We start from the raw sequence: 14214 nt of genomic DNA, 5'->3' as shown, positions 1-14214 counted from the left end.
TCCAATTTTATCTGAATTGTCCAAGAAGCCATTTACTTCTGTCCGGTAAACAGACGGCCATGGGGAGGCGGTCATCAAGAGCCGCCGCAAGAGATACGATCAATTAACAAAGCAAGAGCGAGCCAGCTATGTCGGTAAGGTCTAAGGTCATCGAGGCGATCCAGCAGATCGCCAAGGAGCAGCACGTCACGCTTCCCGCCCTCTCGGACGATCTGTCCCTGCATGAGACCGGGTTCGACTCGCTCGCCTTCGCCATTCTGGTGGCGCGCCTCGAGGACGAAACCGGCGTCGACCCCTTCACCATTTCCGAGGACGCAGCGTTCCCCGCCACCGTGGGCGATTTCGTGCGAGCCTACGAAAATGTCCCCGCGTGAGATCTTTGCGCTTCGCGATCACCTCGGCGCGGAGCTGACCGGCCGCACGCTGTCGGACGCGCACGATTGCGTGTCGCTGACGGATATTCTGTCGCATACGGTCCTGGGCGGTCGCCTGCGCGAGCTGTCCGGCCGCGCGGTGCTGCTCAAGCTGTCCGACCAGCTCCGCTCTGGTCTTGCCATGATCGAGCTCGACGGCATCGCGCGCCGCATGCTGCTCTGCCCGCCTGATCTCAATCCGGCGCATCTCGAGGCGCTGATGGCCGATGCCGGGATCGATGCCGTCGTCACCGACGAGCCCGATCGCTGGGCCGCGACCGGCGTGCCGCTGATCGTCACCGCGCAATTGCCGCTTCAAGCCACAGCGCCGGCAAGGACGGAGCGTGCCACCGAGTGGCTGATGCTCACGTCGGGCACCTCAGGCGTGCCAAAAATCGTCGGCCATACGCTGGACGCGCTCACCGGCGCGATCGTCGCCGAAGGCCCCGCGCGTGGACCAGCGCCGGTGTGGGCGACGTTCTACGACATCCGCCGCTATGGCGGCCTGCAGATCTTCCTCCGCGCCGTTCTCTCCGGCGGCTCGATGGTGTTGTCCGATCCGCATGAAGCGCTCGCCGACCACGTCGTGCGGTTGAATGCGCGCGGCGTCTCGCACATCTCGGGAACGCCGTCGCACTGGCGCAAGCTCCTGATGAGCGGGTCGGCCGCGTACTTCAGGCCGGGTTACGTCCGCCTCTCCGGCGAAATCGCGGACCAGGCGGTGCTCGACGGGCTGAAGGCCGCATTCCCCAATTCCTCAGTCGGCCATGCCTATGCCTCGACCGAGGCCGGCGTCGGCTTCGCGGTCAATGACGGGCTGGAGGGCTTTCCTGCGAACTATCTCGGCAACCGCAATGGCGTGGAGATGAAGGTCGTCGACGGCTCGCTGCGCATCCGCTCGACGCGCACGGCGCACGCCTACATCGGCCGCAACGCCGCCGCGCTCACCGATGACGACGGGTTTGTCGACAGCGGCGACATCGTCGAATTGCGTGGCGACCGCTACTATTTCGTAGGCCGCCGCGGCGGTATCATCAATATCGGTGGACTGAAGGTCCACCCCGAGGAGATCGAGGCGGTGATCAACCGCCACCCCGATGTGCGGATGTCGCGGGCGAAATCACGCCGCAGTCCGATCACCGGCGGCATCGTCGTCGCCGACGTGATCCTTGCCGACGGCACCGAGCCGGCGCGGGCGAAGGACATCCGCGACCAGATCCTGGATCAGTGTCGCGCGCAGCTCGCCTCGCACAAGGTGCCGGCGGTGATCCGCTTCGTCGAGACGCTCGACGTCACTCCGGCCGGCAAACTGGCGCGCACCGATGCATAATGTTCTCGTCACCGGCGGCAGCCGCGGTATTGGGCTGGCAATCGGCAAGCGCCTCGTCGGTGCCGGCTACAATGTCATCGCGGCGGCGCGGCGTGAGAGCGACGAGCTGAAGGCCGCAATCGTCGAATCCGAGGGGCGGCTGCATTTCCGTGCTTGCGACCTTGCGGTGATCGATGCGATCCCGGCATTCGCAAAACTCGTACGCGACGAGTTCGGCGCGATCTACGGCCTCATCAACAATGCCGGCCTCGGCACCGAAGGCCTGCTCGCCACCATGCACAATTCCGAAATCGAGGCGCTGGTGCAGCTCAACGTGCTGTCGCCGATCATCCTCACGAAATACGTCGCGCGGCAGATGATGGCCGATGGCGCTGGCCGCATCATCAACATCTCGTCGATCATCGCGACCACCGGCTATAACGGCCTGTCCGTCTACGGCGCGACCAAGGCTGCCGCGACCGGCTTCACCCGCTCGCTCGCGCGCGAGGTGGGCAAGCTCGGCATCACCGTGAATGCGATCGCGCCGGGGTTCATCGACACCGAGCTGACGCATAATCTCTCGGACGAGAGCCGCAAGCGCATCGCCGGCCGCAGCGCGCTGCGCCGCCTGCCGGAGACCGACGACGTCGCACGCATGGTGGAATATCTGCTCGGCGAAGGCGGCCGCAACGTGACCGGCACGGTGTTCACGATCGATGCTGGGAATACGGCGTAATTGGAACTTGCGCCGCCATAATTGCGTTGATCCGGCGCAATGACATCGAGCCGGATTTGGTCGTAAGATATCCTGCAATCGATTGGGTTACGTCAATCGATCTGCCCTAATCGACAGGGAGCAGTGCATGGCCACGCAACACATGACCGCTTCAAACGAACGCCGGACAGAGCAGGTTCGCAAGCCCGCCGATGTTCGTTGCCCGCCGATGACGCATCAGAACTCCGGCAGTCACGGCCATGAAATGTATCCGCAGCAATTCGTGCGCCTGGTCGGTTGCCATGACGCCTCCCTCGAGGCCTTGCGCAGGCGCGAGGACGAGAGGCTGCACTAAGGCTCACGTCCGCTGCTTCGGCAGGTCAATCCGTTCGTGCAGGAATTCCGGCGGGCCCTCGGTGAGGCGGCGGATGCGGCGTTCGCGCTCGTCCGTGGGCAATGCCGGATCGAGCAGGCCCTCGATTTCGTGCACCGCTATCTCCTCGATCCGCGTGGCTTCCGATGCGATGGGATGTGCCGAGGCCGGGGGAGCAGGCGAAATCTTCAGACCCAGCTCGACCAGCTTGCAGATCGCTTCCGAGCGCGACAGCTGATGGGCTTCAGCCCAGCCATCGATCGCCGCGGTGAGTCCTTCCGGCATCTTCACTGCGCTGATCGGGTCATGCCCCGTACGCCGGCGGACCGGAGCTGTGGAGCCCTTGTTGCCAAAGTCGGGTACTTCGATCATCCCGCGTAACCCCTGGAGATCGTCTAACTCTAGTGGCTCCCGCGGGCGGCTCTTTGACGTCGATCAATGACAGGCTGCGGCATTGCGGCGCGCTGCGATCTTGTTGTCCGGGCCCGTTTCGGCCAATGATGACAGGGCGGCCGGCGAACCCGGATCGATCCTGCCACGTATCTTGCTTCTCGCATCGATCTGGACGCGCTTCCCAACCATCCGGCATCACCCGATGACTTCAGGCGAATCCTTCTACGGCGGCATTCCCGTCTTCCGCGGCTTCACCAGCCTGATGGACCCCGCGCTCTATGCTCCGCTGCCGGACAACTGGAGCATCGGCGTGGCGGACATCGTCGATTCCACCAAGGCGATCGCGGCGCAGCGCTACAAGGCGGTCAACATGGCCGGCGCGGCCGTGATCGCGGCGGTGACCAATGCGTTGGAGGGGCGGGAATTCCCCTTCGTGTTCGGCGGCGACGGCGCGAGCTTCGCGGTCGCGCCTTCCGATATCGAGCCGGCCCGGGAGGCACTTGCAGCAACCGCGACCTGGGTGCGGGAGGATCTCGACCTGAAGATGCGGGTCGCGCTGGTGCCAGTGGGGGCCATCCGCGCGCAGGGCCTCGACGTGCGCGTCGCGCGCTTTGGTCCGTCGGCCAATTTGTCCTATGCGATGTTCTCCGGCGGCGGCCTCGCCTGGGCTGATGCCGCGATGAAGCGCGGTGAGTTCGCGGTCAACGAGGCGCCCGCCGGCACGCAGCCCGATCTCTCCGGCCTGTCCTGCCGCTTCGAGGTGATCCCGGCCGCGCGCGGCCTGATCCTGTCGGTGCTGGTGATGCCGGCGCGCGGCGCCGATCCCTCGGCTTTCCGCAAGGTGATCGAGGACATCATCCATCTGGTCGAGCGTAGCCCGGATGGCGGCCGCCCGGTGCCGGCGCAGGGGCCGCCGCTGAAATGGCCACCGCAAGGGCTGGACTTCGAGGCCCGCACCAGGCGCGGCGGTTCGCTGCTCGCGCGTCGCGCCAGCGTGCTCGCCTACACGCTGTTCGTCTATCTGATCATGCGTTTCGACCTCAACGTCGGGGGCTTCGTGCCAAACGTCTACAAGCGTCAGGTGGTCGAGAATTCAGACTTCCGCAAATATGACGACGGCCTGCGCATGATCCTCGACTGCACTCCGCAGCTCGAACGCGCGCTGAGCGACCGCCTTGCGGCGGCCGCGCGCGACGGCGTCGTGCATTATGGACTCTACCAGCAGGACGCCGCGATGATGACCTGCTTCACGCCCTCGGCGCTGCGCAGCGACCACGTCCATTTCATCGACGGCGCGCGGGGCGGCTACGCCTCGGCAGCGACGGCGCTGAAGGCAATGATGGCTTGAACTGTCAGCGTCCCGCGCGCGTCCAGGTCTCGCCGCCGCAGAGCGCGCCAACGCAGCCCTCGACCCGCAGCGCATCCGCCGATGTCACGGTGACGCTGCTCGCATAGGTGCTGCCGTCGTCGGCATTGTAGATCTGGCCCGACCATTTGTTCGGACCCGATGGCTGCATGCCGCTGAACAGCGGCAAGCCGATCATCGGGCGCTTGGCGAGCGCGGGATTGGGATTCTTGCTGTCGGTGGCGAGCTGGCCGGTCGCGGTGTCGTGAGGCTCGCGCAGCCAGACGATGTGGCCGCAGATGCCGCCGCCGCATTTGCTGACCTTGACGCGGGCATCGCCGGCCTGTGTCAGCCAGATCCCGTCAGCGCTCTGCGCATGGGCGGCCGTCGCGCCGAGCAGCGCGGCCAGAGTGACGGACAAGATAGCGAATCTGCGGAGCATGGAGGGAACCTCGAAAAATGGAGGCGCCTCCATAGCAGTCCGGGAGGATAGTGCAACGCTGGATGGAATCACATTGCCGCGCTTATTTGCCTGCGCTCATTTGCCCCAGCGAGCGAAGGCGACTGAAGCCGCGGTCGAAAGCCCGAACACGACCATGGCGCCGCCGACCAGCGCGAACAAGGTCCAGGCCGGCGCCTGCGCCGTCATCAGGCCGGCGCCGCCGATCGCGACGATCAGAAGCCGCGCGGTGGAGGCGAGCACCGGGCCGCCGACGCGGGCAGCGCCCTGCGAGGAGAAATACAGCGACACGCCCATGCCGAAGAACACGAAGGCCGGCCCGGCCCAGTGGAAATAACTGTGCGCGGCGGCGGCGACGCCCGGATCGTTGGTGAAGAGCGAGACCCACAACGCGGGATCGAGCGCGATCACGAGTCCGATCAGGCCGACCGTGAGCCCGGAGGCCGCGGCCGCGGTCCAGGCCACGCGCCGCGCGCGCTTGATCTGGCCTGCGCCCATCGCCATGCCGACCATCGGCACCGAGGCGATGCCGAAGGCGAAGGTGATCGGGATCAGCAGGAATTCCAGCCGCGAGCCGATGCCGTAACCGGCCAGCATCTCGGTGCCGAAGGTCGCCAGGATCTTCGTGAAGATCAGGATGGTCAGCACGGTCTGCAGCGGCGACAGGCAGGCGACCGCGCCGACCCTCAGAATGTCCAGGAACATCCCGCGCTCGAAGTGGAAGGCGCGGACGTTGAGCGATAGCCGGCTGCGGCCGGACAGGAGATACCAGAGGAAGAAGGCCGCAGCGCAGGTGAAGGCAATCAACTGGCCCGCGGCCACGCCGGGCATGCCGAATTGCGGAACGCCGAACAGACCGAGCCCGAGCGTGCCGCCGAGCGCGATCTGGAGTGTGCTCGCCCCGATCAGAATCATCGAGGGCAGGCGCATGTCCCCCGTGCCTCGGATCACCGAAGCGAGCGTGTTGACGAGCCAGATCGCGACCGCGCCGGAGAACAGCACCTGCGAATAGCCGCTGGCTTCCTCGAGCACGCGCTCGCGGCCGCCGAGCAGCGTGAAGAATGAGCGGCCGAAGACGAGCATCGTCAGCGTGAAGAACAGGCCGCCGCAGAGGCCGATGATGGCGGCATGCAGCGCCAGGGTGGCGGCGCGGTCGCGGTCTCCCGCCCCGAGCGCACGGCTGATCGCAGACGACACGCCGCCGCCCATCGCGCCCGCACTCATCATCTGCGTCAGCATCGCGAATGGAAACACCAGCGCGATGGCGGCAAGTGGGATGGTGCCGAGGCGGCCGATGTAGGAAGTCTCGGCGATCGCGACCAGCGTGCTGCCGACCATGGCGACCATGTTGGGGATCGCGAGTCGCAGCAGCGTCGGCAGGATCGGCGCCGTCAGAAGGCTGGCGATGGGGGAGGCGACCGGAGCGCGCGGCGGGACGGTGTCTATCGGGGCGTCGATCGTCATGTTCACCGCGCGGAATATTGGATGATGGTCGACATATTACAGGGCGTACCTGTCCGGCACCAGCCCTCAGGTCACGCAGGGCTCACCACGGCAGGCCGCATAGGTCGATGGTGCCCAGCGTCGGCGCGCGGACGATGTTGAAGACGTAGGGAGCCATATGGTCGAAGCGGATTCGCCCCTCCGGCTGCTCGCAATAGACCTCACCCTTGAAGGGCAGCCAGCTCCGGGTCTCGTAGAACGTAAAATTGTGTGGTTCGCAGAACAGCAGTGCGAAGCGCACCGCCTCGTTGGCCCGCATGGTGTGCACTGCCGCGTCGATCGCCACGGTCGCATAGCCGCGGCCGCGCTGGTCCTCGCGGGTGCAAACACCGCCGATGCCGCCAATATGGACCTTTTGCCCGTTCCAGGTGGCTGTGCGGAAGTAGATGCCGACATGGCAGACGAGGCCGTCCTCGGGCGTCTCGATCAGCACGCGCAGATCCGCATTGGCCCATTTGACGTGAGCCCAGGGTTTGTCCGCGATCTGTTGCGGGCCCCAGACTGCCTGATGCAGCGGCTCGGCGATCTTCCACGAGGCGTCGCCGTTCAGAATGTCGATCTCGATGCTCATTGTTCTTTCTTTCGCATCTGCGTGTGGTGCGTCCCTTCTGTCATAAGCGCCTCAAAGGCAATGATATTTTCCGGCCTCTCCTAAAGCGCCCACATATCTGCGCCGATTTTATGCAATCCGGCCCAGCCGCGGCATCACGTGTTTTCGCAAATTCGCGGTATTTAACGGCAGCGGAACCTTCTATAAGAGTCCCCGTTAAGCTAATTCCCCATCAGTCGCGGACAACATCCCATGACCTTTACGCTCCCCCCACTCCCTTACGCCTATGACGCCCTCGGCCAGTTCATGTCGAAGGAGACGCTGGAATTCCACCACGACAAGCATCATCAGGCCTACGTCACCAACGGCAACAACGCGCTCAAGGGGACCGAATGGGAAGGCAAGTCCCTTGAGGAGATCGTCAAGGGCTCGTTCGGCAAGAACCCGGCCGTGTTCAACAACGCCGGCCAGCACTACAACCACATCCACTTCTGGAGCTGGATGAAGCCCAATGGCGGCGGCACCAAGCTGCCGGGCAAGCTCGAGAAGAAGATCAACGAAGACCTCGGCGGCTTCGAGAAGTTCAAGACCGACTTCCAGGCGGCCGGCGTCGGCCAGTTCGGCTCCGGCTGGTGCTGGCTCCAGGTCAAGAACGGCAAGCTCGAGATCTCCAAGACCCCGAACGGGGAGAATCCGCTGGTGCACGGCGCTACCCCGATTCTCGGCTGCGACGTCTGGGAGCACTCCTACTACATCGACTATCGCAATCGCCGTCCCGACTATCTCAAGGCGTTCGTCGAGAACCTCGTGAACTGGGAATACGTCGAGTCCCTGTTCGACAAGGCGTAAGTTTTACTCCGTCATTCCGGGGCGGCGCGTCAGCGCCGAGCCCGGAATCCATCGGGCGTCATCCCGAATGGATGGATAGATTCCGGGCTCGCGCTTCGCGCGCCCCGGAATGACGAAGAGGCGGTCGCTCGGGCGGTCGCCTTTTTTGCTGTGCGGAATTGAGCGGCCGAGTTCTGCGCAACGCGCGCAAGGGTCTGTCATCCTACCGTTTGCATCGATGGGGCGCCGCCCTTAATCAGGACGGGCATCACCCTCGATCCGACCGAGCCATTTGTCAGAACTTTTCCCGAAGAATCCGGCGCCTGCCGACGACGCGGAGTCCGAGCCGCGGCCGGGGCGTGTGCGCAAGCCGATCGGCTGGTCGACGATCATCATTGCGGCGCTGGTGGCGGTGAGCGCAGCTCTGGTCTGGCGGCGTGACGGCACTGACGGTGTCCTCGAGATTCTGACCCACGATCTCTCGCTGTTCGGCGGCATCCTGCCGCGCGTGCTGGCGGGCTGCCTGCTCGGCGCATTCATCTCCGAGATATTGCCGCACGAAAAAGTCTCGCGCTCGCTCGGGCCGAAGTCCGGGTTGAAGGGCCTTTTGATCGGCACCGCGTTCGGCGCGATCCTGCCCGGCGGGCCCTTCACCGCCTATCCGGTGGCGAGCGCGCTGCTGGCTGTCGGCGCCGATTTCGGTGCCACCATCGCCATGGTCGTGAGCTGGACCCTGATCGGCTATGGCCGCGCGGTGGCCTGGGAAATCCCGATCATGGGCACCGATTTCACGCTGTGGCGGATCGTCATCTCGCTGCCGCTGCCGGTGCTCGCCGGCGCGCTCGGCCGCTTCGTCTATATCCGGCTCTATCCGAAGCGCGGCAGCGACGAGGATGCGGCATGAGTGCCGCGCTCCTGATCGACATCCTTTTGTGGGGCTCGGTGTTTGGCGTCGGCCTGATCGCCTTCCGCCGCGGCCCTCCGGTGTTCAAGGCCTCGCTGCGCGAAGGCTCGATGGACTTCATCAACATCGTGCCCCGGATAGCGCTCGGCGTGATCGGCTCCGGCTATATCGCCGCCATCATCCCGCAGGAGGTGATCACCGGCTGGCTCGGGCCGGACAGCGGCTGGCTGGGCGTCGCAACCGCCGTGGTCGCCGGGGCGGCGACGCCCGGCGGTCCCGTGATCGGCTTTTCCATCGGCACGGTGGCGTTGAAGTCCGGCGGCGGGGTGCCCCAAGTGGTCGCCTATGTCGTGGCCTGGGCCCTGTTCGCCTTCCAGCGGGTGATCTTGTGGGAAATCCCGTTCATGCCGGCGCGTTTCGTCTGGTTCCGCTGCGCCGTGTCCGTGCCGTTCCCGTTCGTGGCCGCCGCGATCGCAATGGTGATCGGCAAGCCCTGAGCCAGCCGTGGACAGGGGTAATGTTATAATATAACGTCCTTGCCATGGTTCCCGCCGCGTCCCCCGCCCATCCTCACGACCATGCTCATGGCCATTCCCATGACCGCGCGCACCCACATGGGCACGATCACAGCCACGCCCATGTCCACGACCCGGCCTCGCCGCATCCGGCCCAAGCCGCGCCGTGGTCGATCCTGCGCATGACTGTGGCCGGGCGCCTTTCGGCCGCGCTGGCCGTCTGTGCCGTGCTCTGGGGCGTGGTCTTGCTGGCGATGAGGTGATCATGGCGGCCGTGCATTTCCACAACGTCACGCTCGGCTACGACCGGCATCCGGCCGTGCACCACCTCAATGGCGAGGTCGCCTCCGGCGCGCTGGTCGCCGTGATCGGTCCGAACGGGGCCGGCAAGTCGACGCTGCTGCGCGGTATCGTCGGCATCCTCCGGCCGCTCGACGGCAGCATCCATCTCGGCGGGCTCGACTCCCGCGACATCGCCTATCTGCCGCAGAGCGCGGAGATCGATCGCAGCTTTCCCATCTCGGTGTTCGATTTCGTCGCGACCGGGCTGTGGCGGGCGACCGGCCTGTTCGGCGGCATCGGCAAGGCCGCGCGTGACAAGATCCTCCGCGCGATCGCTTCCGTCGGCCTCAACGGCTTCGAGAACCGTCCCCTCGGCACGCTCTCGGGCGGGCAGATGCAGCGAGTTCTGTTTGCGCGCGTGCTGCTTCAGGATGCTCGCCTGATCGTGCTCGACGAGCCTTTCAACGCCATCGACAGCAAGACTACGACCGACCTGCTCGCGCTGGTCAAGCACTGGCACGGCGAGGGCCGCACCGTGCTCGCCGCATTGCACGACATGGAGATGGTGCGCACCCATTTCAGCGAGACCCTGGTGCTGGCACGCGGCCCCGTCGCCTGGGGACCGACGGCGGAGGTGCTGACGCCGGAGAACCTGATGGTCGCGATGCGGATGTGCGAAGCCTTCGACGACAGCGCCGCGGCCTGCGCGGCCGACGACGCCCGCTCGCAGGCGGCGTGACGTCAGATGGTTTATGACGCGCTGATCGGTCCGTTCACCGAATTCGAGTTCATGCGGCGTGCGCTCGCCGCGGTCATCGCGCTGTCGCTCGCCGGCGCGCCGATCGGCGTGTTCCTGATGCTGCGGCGGATGAGCCTCGTCGGCGACGCCATGGCGCATGCGATACTGCCCGGTGCGGCCGTTGGCTTCCTGCTCTCCGGGCTCAATCTGTTCGCGATGACGGCCGGCGGCCTGATCGCCGGCTTTGCGGTGGCGATCCTCGCCGGCGTGGTCGCGCGCTCGACCGGGCTGAAGGAGGACGCATCGCTGGCGACCTTCTACTTGGCCTCGCTGGCGCTCGGCGTGACCATCGTGTCGATCAAAGGCACCAATATCGACCTGTTGCACGTGTTGTTCGGCAACATCCTCGCGATGGACGACCAGACCCTGCTGGTGGTGGCCTTCAATGCCACCGTGACGCTGCTGGTGCTCGCGGTGATCTACCGTCCGCTCGTGATCGAGAGCGTGGATCCGCTATTCCTGCGGACCGTGAGCCGCGCCGGCGGCCCAGCGCATCTCGCCTTCCTCGCGCTCGTCGTCATCAACCTCGTCAACGGCTTTCAGGCGCTCGGCACGTTGCTGGCGGTCGGCCTGATGATCCTGCCGGCCGGCATCGCGCGATTCTGGTCGCGCGATCTCACAATGATGATCTGCATCGCGGTGGTCGCCGCCGCCGTCTCCGGCTATGCCGGCCTCGTGCTGTCGTTCCAGACCCGCGTGCCCTCCGGCCCTGCGATCATCCTGGTGGCGACCGTGCTCTACATCGTCTCGGTCCTGTTCGGCCGCGTCGGCGGCATCGTCCGCCAGTTGTTTCCCGGCCGGCATCTGGAGGCCTGACAGCGATGCGGGTCCTCGTGCTCCTCGCCTTGCTCCTGGTCGCTTCGCCGCTGCGCGCCGCGGAACGGCTCCACGTCGTCGCCAGCTTCTCCATCCTCGGCGATTTCGTCCGCACTGTTGGCGGCGACCGGGTCAACGTGACGACGCTGGTCGGCCCCGATAGCGACGTCCATGTCTACACGCCGGCGCCCAGCGATGCGAAGCGGATCGCGGACGCAAAGCTCGTCATCGTCAATGGGCTCGGCCTCGAAGGCTGGCTGCCGCGACTCGTGCAATCCTCCGGAGCCAAGGCGCAGGTGGTGACCGCGAGCGCCGGGATCACGCCCCTGAAGCTCGGTTCGGCTGCAGATCCCCACGCCTGGCAGTCCGTTCCCAACGCCAAAGTCTACGTCACCGACATCGCCAAAGCGCTGGTCGCGGCCGATCCTGACGATGCGGATGTCTTCCGCGCCCGGGCCAGGGCCTATCTGGACAAGCTCGACGCGCTCGACCGCGAGGTCCGCGAGGCCGTGGCCAAACCCCCGCCTGAGCGGCGCAAGGTGATCTCGACCCACGACGCCTTCGGCTATTTCGCCTCCGAATACGGCGTCCAGTTCATCGCCCCCCTGGGCGTTTCCACTGAAACCGAGCCCAGCGCACGGGACATCGCTGGTATCATCGGCCAGATCAAGGCCGCGAGGATCCCGGCGGTATTCCTGGAGAATATCAGTGACGACCGGCTGATCCGGCGGATTGCGGCCGAGACCGGGGCAAAGGTCGGCGGGACCCTGATTTCGGACGGTTTGACGGGTGAAAAGGGGCCTGCACCCACTTACATTGATATGGTCAGGCACAATATAAAGGCCCTGACCAGCGCGCTTGACCACTAGGGCAGGGGCCACCCCGCCTCGCGTCGCGCGGAAGCCCTATGTCCGGAGTTGTTATGTCTGAAGCGTCCCAGAAAATTCCCGTGACCGTCCTGACCGGCTATCTCGGTGCCGGCAAGACCACGCTGCTCAACCGCATCCTGTCGGAAAACCACGGCAAGAAATACGCCGTCATCGTCAACGAATTCGGCGAGATCGGCATCGACAACGACCTCATCATCGGCGCCGATGAGGAAGTGTTCGAGATGAACAATGGTTGCATCTGCTGCACCGTGCGCGGCGATCTCGTGCGCATCATGGACGGCTTGATGAAGCGCAAGGGCAAGTTCGACGCCATCATCGTCGAGACCACGGGGCTCGCCGATCCGGCGCCCGTCGCCCAGACCTTCTTCGTCGATGAGGACGTGCAGAAGAACGCCCGGCTCGACGCGGTCGTCACGGTCGCCGATGCCAAATGGCTATCAGACCGGCTGAAGGATGCGCCCGAAGCCAAGAACCAGATCGCCTTTGCCGACGTCATCGTGCTCAACAAGACCGATCTCGTCACCAAAGCCGAGCTTGCCGAGGTCGAGGCCCGCATCCGCGCCATCAACCCCTATGCCAAGCTGCATCGCACCGAGCGCTGCTCGGTGGCGCTGGCCGACGTGCTCGACCGCGGCGCATTCGACCTCGACCGCATTCTGGAGATCGAACCGGATTTCCTGGAGGCCGACGATCATGACCACGACCATGATCATCACGGCCACGACCACCATCACCATGATCACGGCCACGGCCTGAAGCACTATCACGACGAGGACATGCAGTCGCTGTCGCTTAAATCCGACAAACCGCTCGATCCGAACGTGTTCATGCCCTGGCTCCAGAACCTGGTGCAGGTCGAGGGCGGCAAGATCCTGCGCTCGAAGGGCATCCTCGCCTTCCACGACGACGACGACCGCTACGTCTTCCAGGGCGTTCACATGATGCTGGAGGGTGACCACCAGCGGAAGTGGAAGGACGACGAGCCGCGCCAGAGCCGCCTCGTCTTCATCGGTCGCGAATTGCCCGAAGATCTCATTCGCAAGGGCTTCGAGAGCTGTATCGTCTCGTGATGAAAGAGTTTACGCCGGCCCCGGATTCAGCCTCGATCGTTTCCGTCACCGACCGCGTCAAGCCGGTCACGCTGGGCATGGGCGTGACCTCAGCGCATTTCCTTGGGCCTCGCGCCGCCTTTGTCGGCGCCGAGGAGAACGTCGCGTTCGTCGATGCCAAGGGAGAGATCACCAAGGTTGCCGTGCATAACGGCGGCATTCTCTCCGCTGCCTCCGACGGCAAGCGCCTCATCATGGGCGGCGACGACGGTAAGGTCGTGTCGCTCGACGCCAACGGCGAGGTGACATTGCTTGCCACCGACCCGAAGCGGCGCTGGATCGACGCGGTGGCGCTGCATCCGGACGGCGCTTTTGCCTGGTCGGCCGGCAAGACCGCGACCGTGAAGAGCGGCAAGGCCGAGGAGAAGTCGCTTGAGGTGCCCTCCACCGTCGGCGGCCTTGCGTTCGCGCCCAAGGGGCTGCGCCTCGCGATCGCCCATTACAACGGCGCGACGCTGTGGTTTCCCAACATGGCGGACTCGGCTGAATTCCTGCCCTGGGCGGGGTCGCATCTCGGCGTCACCTTCAGCCCCGACAACAAATTTCTGGTCACCACCATGCACGAGTCGGCGCTGCACGGCTGGCGCCTCGCCGACAACAGGCACATGCGTATGACCGGCTATCCCGGCCGCGTCCGCTCGATGTCCTGGAGCGCAGGCGGCAAGGGTCTGGCGACCTCGGGCGCCGACACCGTCATCGTCTGGCCGTTTGCCAGCAAGGACGGCCCGATGGGCAAGGAGCCCGCGATGCTGGCGCCGCTTCAGGCGCGCGTGTCCGTGGTCGCCTGCCATCCGAAGAACGACATCCTCGCCGCCGGCTACAGCGACGGCACCGTACTGATGGTGCGACTGGAAGACGGCGCGGAGATCCTGGTCCGCCGCAACGGTACCCCGCCGGTTGCCGCGCTCGCCTGGAATGCCAAGGGGACGCTGCTGGCCTTTGCCGACGAAAATGGGGATGGCGGCCTGCTGGAGCTTTAATCTGTCATCGTTCTGACCGTATAGGGGGCC

The 14214-nt window shown here is 65.4% G+C and carries 18 protein-coding genes; 14 read left to right on the top strand and 4 right to left on the bottom strand.

Features of this window, described 5'->3' with window-relative positions; translation table 11 throughout:
- Positions 1–128: 128 nt before the first annotated feature.
- The 4 genes from FNV92_RS31595 to FNV92_RS31580 all read left to right on the top strand — a co-directional run bounded on the left by FNV92_RS31595 (position 129) and on the right by FNV92_RS31580 (position 2792).
- Positions 129–374 carry an acyl carrier protein gene (locus tag FNV92_RS31595; protein ID WP_015688794.1) on the top strand — a complete coding sequence of 82 codons (246 nt, stop codon included), beginning with the start codon at positions 129–131 and terminating at the stop codon, positions 372–374.
- Entirely contained in the window at positions 361–1743 is a 1383-nt protein-coding gene (locus FNV92_RS31590) for a class I adenylate-forming enzyme family protein (protein WP_168213461.1), read from the top strand. The genes FNV92_RS31595 and FNV92_RS31590 overlap by 14 nt, the downstream gene beginning before the upstream one ends.
- Positions 1736–2458 carry an SDR family NAD(P)-dependent oxidoreductase gene (locus tag FNV92_RS31585; RefSeq protein WP_143843159.1) on the top strand — a complete coding sequence of 241 codons (723 nt, stop codon included), beginning with the start codon at positions 1736–1738 and terminating at the stop codon, positions 2456–2458. Before FNV92_RS31590 ends, FNV92_RS31585 begins: the two co-directional genes overlap by 8 nt.
- Positions 2459–2585: 127 nt before the next feature.
- Positions 2586–2792: a hypothetical protein gene (locus FNV92_RS31580; RefSeq protein ID WP_015688791.1), complete on the top strand. Its 207-nt coding sequence runs from the start codon at positions 2586–2588 to the stop codon at positions 2790–2792.
- Positions 2793–2795: 3 nt separating this feature from the next.
- Here FNV92_RS31580 and FNV92_RS31575 read toward each other — a convergent pair whose 3' ends face one another.
- Positions 2796–3182 (bottom strand): hypothetical protein, encoded by a 387-nt coding sequence (locus FNV92_RS31575; RefSeq protein ID WP_143843160.1) that lies wholly within the window; start codon positions 3180–3182, stop codon positions 2796–2798.
- 223 nt (positions 3183–3405) lie between these two features.
- On the opposite strand from FNV92_RS31575, the gene FNV92_RS31570 reads away from it, so the two are divergent.
- Entirely contained in the window at positions 3406–4551 is a 1146-nt protein-coding gene (locus tag FNV92_RS31570; protein WP_143843161.1) for a DUF3095 domain-containing protein, read from the top strand.
- Between the two features lie 4 nt (positions 4552–4555).
- Here FNV92_RS31570 and FNV92_RS31565 read toward each other — a convergent pair whose 3' ends face one another.
- The 3 genes from FNV92_RS31565 to FNV92_RS31555 all read right to left on the bottom strand — a co-directional run bounded on the left by FNV92_RS31565 (position 4556) and on the right by FNV92_RS31555 (position 7082).
- Positions 4556–4990, bottom strand: a complete 435-nt coding sequence (locus FNV92_RS31565; RefSeq protein ID WP_143843162.1) for a DUF2147 domain-containing protein — start codon at positions 4988–4990, stop codon at positions 4556–4558.
- A 96-nt stretch (positions 4991–5086) separates the two neighbouring features.
- Entirely contained in the window at positions 5087–6472 is a 1386-nt protein-coding gene (locus FNV92_RS31560) for an MATE family efflux transporter (protein ID WP_168213462.1), read from the bottom strand.
- Positions 6473–6554: 82 nt separating this feature from the next.
- Positions 6555–7082, bottom strand: coding sequence for a GNAT family N-acetyltransferase (locus tag FNV92_RS31555; protein ID WP_143843164.1), 528 nt, complete (start codon positions 7080–7082; stop codon positions 6555–6557).
- Between the two features lie 231 nt (positions 7083–7313).
- Between FNV92_RS31555 and FNV92_RS31550 the strand changes: the two genes are divergently transcribed.
- The 9 genes from FNV92_RS31550 (at position 7314) to FNV92_RS31510 (ending at position 14184) form a co-directional block, all read left to right on the top strand.
- Entirely contained in the window at positions 7314–7910 is a 597-nt protein-coding gene (locus FNV92_RS31550; protein ID WP_014491764.1) for a superoxide dismutase, read from the top strand.
- 271 nt (positions 7911–8181) lie between these two features.
- Positions 8182–8793, top strand: coding sequence for a permease (locus FNV92_RS31545; RefSeq protein WP_143843165.1), 612 nt, complete (start codon positions 8182–8184; stop codon positions 8791–8793).
- Positions 8790–9290 carry a hypothetical protein gene (locus FNV92_RS31540; RefSeq protein ID WP_008138982.1) on the top strand — a complete coding sequence of 167 codons (501 nt, stop codon included), beginning with the start codon at positions 8790–8792 and terminating at the stop codon, positions 9288–9290. Before FNV92_RS31545 ends, FNV92_RS31540 begins: the two co-directional genes overlap by 4 nt.
- Before the next feature lie 44 nt (positions 9291–9334).
- Entirely contained in the window at positions 9335–9571 is a 237-nt protein-coding gene (locus tag FNV92_RS31535) for a hypothetical protein (RefSeq protein ID WP_143843166.1), read from the top strand.
- A gap of 2 nt (positions 9572–9573) precedes the next feature.
- The gene (locus FNV92_RS31530; protein WP_168213463.1) at positions 9574–10329 is read left to right on the top strand and encodes a metal ABC transporter ATP-binding protein; all 756 of its coding nucleotides are present in this window, start codon (positions 9574–9576) and stop codon (positions 10327–10329) included.
- Between the two features lie 6 nt (positions 10330–10335).
- A complete protein-coding gene (locus FNV92_RS31525; protein WP_015688783.1) occupies positions 10336–11205 on the top strand; it encodes a metal ABC transporter permease in 870 nt (289 codons plus the stop codon).
- Positions 11206–11210: 5 nt separating this feature from the next.
- A complete protein-coding gene (locus FNV92_RS31520; RefSeq protein WP_168213464.1) occupies positions 11211–12074 on the top strand; it encodes a metal ABC transporter substrate-binding protein in 864 nt (287 codons plus the stop codon).
- A 53-nt stretch (positions 12075–12127) separates the two neighbouring features.
- On the top strand, positions 12128–13165 hold the full coding sequence (locus FNV92_RS31515) for a CobW family GTP-binding protein (RefSeq protein ID WP_143843169.1): 1038 nt from the start codon (positions 12128–12130) through the stop codon (positions 13163–13165).
- Positions 13165–14184 carry a WD40 repeat domain-containing protein gene (locus tag FNV92_RS31510; RefSeq protein ID WP_168213788.1) on the top strand — a complete coding sequence of 340 codons (1020 nt, stop codon included), beginning with the start codon at positions 13165–13167 and terminating at the stop codon, positions 14182–14184. The genes FNV92_RS31515 and FNV92_RS31510 overlap by 1 nt, the downstream gene beginning before the upstream one ends.
- Positions 14185–14214 lie beyond the last annotated feature (30 nt).

Origin of the sequence: Bradyrhizobium cosmicum, from assembly GCF_007290395.2 — a bacterium.
GTDB lineage: Bacteria > Pseudomonadota > Alphaproteobacteria > Rhizobiales > Xanthobacteraceae > Bradyrhizobium > Bradyrhizobium cosmicum.
This window is presented reverse-complemented; position numbering and strand designations above follow the sequence as displayed.

What these genes read in the sequence shown, in the direction of transcription:
- FNV92_RS31595 (WP_015688794.1), top strand. Translation starts at nt 129, where the DNA reads ATGTCGGTAAGGTCTAAGGTCATCGAGGCGATCCAGCAGATCGCCAAG.
- FNV92_RS31590 (WP_168213461.1), top strand. Translation starts at nt 361, where the DNA reads ATGTCCCCGCGTGAGATCTTTGCGCTTCGCGATCACCTCGGCGCGGAG.
- FNV92_RS31585 (WP_143843159.1), top strand. Translation starts at nt 1,736, where the DNA reads ATGCATAATGTTCTCGTCACCGGCGGCAGCCGCGGTATTGGGCTGGCA.
- FNV92_RS31580 (WP_015688791.1), top strand. Translation starts at nt 2,586, where the DNA reads ATGGCCACGCAACACATGACCGCTTCAAACGAACGCCGGACAGAGCAG.
- FNV92_RS31575 (WP_143843160.1), bottom strand. Translation starts at nt 3,182, where the DNA reads ATGATCGAAGTACCCGACTTTGGCAACAAGGGCTCCACAGCTCCGGTC.
- FNV92_RS31570 (WP_143843161.1), top strand. Translation starts at nt 3,406, where the DNA reads ATGACTTCAGGCGAATCCTTCTACGGCGGCATTCCCGTCTTCCGCGGC.
- FNV92_RS31565 (WP_143843162.1), bottom strand. Translation starts at nt 4,990, where the DNA reads ATGCTCCGCAGATTCGCTATCTTGTCCGTCACTCTGGCCGCGCTGCTC.
- FNV92_RS31560 (WP_168213462.1), bottom strand. Translation starts at nt 6,472, where the DNA reads ATGACGATCGACGCCCCGATAGACACCGTCCCGCCGCGCGCTCCGGTC.
- FNV92_RS31555 (WP_143843164.1), bottom strand. Translation starts at nt 7,082, where the DNA reads ATGAGCATCGAGATCGACATTCTGAACGGCGACGCCTCGTGGAAGATC.
- FNV92_RS31550 (WP_014491764.1), top strand. Translation starts at nt 7,314, where the DNA reads ATGACCTTTACGCTCCCCCCACTCCCTTACGCCTATGACGCCCTCGGC.
- FNV92_RS31540 (WP_008138982.1), top strand. Translation starts at nt 8,790, where the DNA reads ATGAGTGCCGCGCTCCTGATCGACATCCTTTTGTGGGGCTCGGTGTTT.
- FNV92_RS31535 (WP_143843166.1), top strand. Translation starts at nt 9,335, where the DNA reads ATGGTTCCCGCCGCGTCCCCCGCCCATCCTCACGACCATGCTCATGGC.
- FNV92_RS31530 (WP_168213463.1), top strand. Translation starts at nt 9,574, where the DNA reads ATGGCGGCCGTGCATTTCCACAACGTCACGCTCGGCTACGACCGGCAT.
- FNV92_RS31525 (WP_015688783.1), top strand. Translation starts at nt 10,336, where the DNA reads ATGGTTTATGACGCGCTGATCGGTCCGTTCACCGAATTCGAGTTCATG.
- FNV92_RS31520 (WP_168213464.1), top strand. Translation starts at nt 11,211, where the DNA reads ATGCGGGTCCTCGTGCTCCTCGCCTTGCTCCTGGTCGCTTCGCCGCTG.
- FNV92_RS31515 (WP_143843169.1), top strand. Translation starts at nt 12,128, where the DNA reads ATGTCTGAAGCGTCCCAGAAAATTCCCGTGACCGTCCTGACCGGCTAT.
- FNV92_RS31510 (WP_168213788.1), top strand. Translation starts at nt 13,165, where the DNA reads ATGAAAGAGTTTACGCCGGCCCCGGATTCAGCCTCGATCGTTTCCGTC.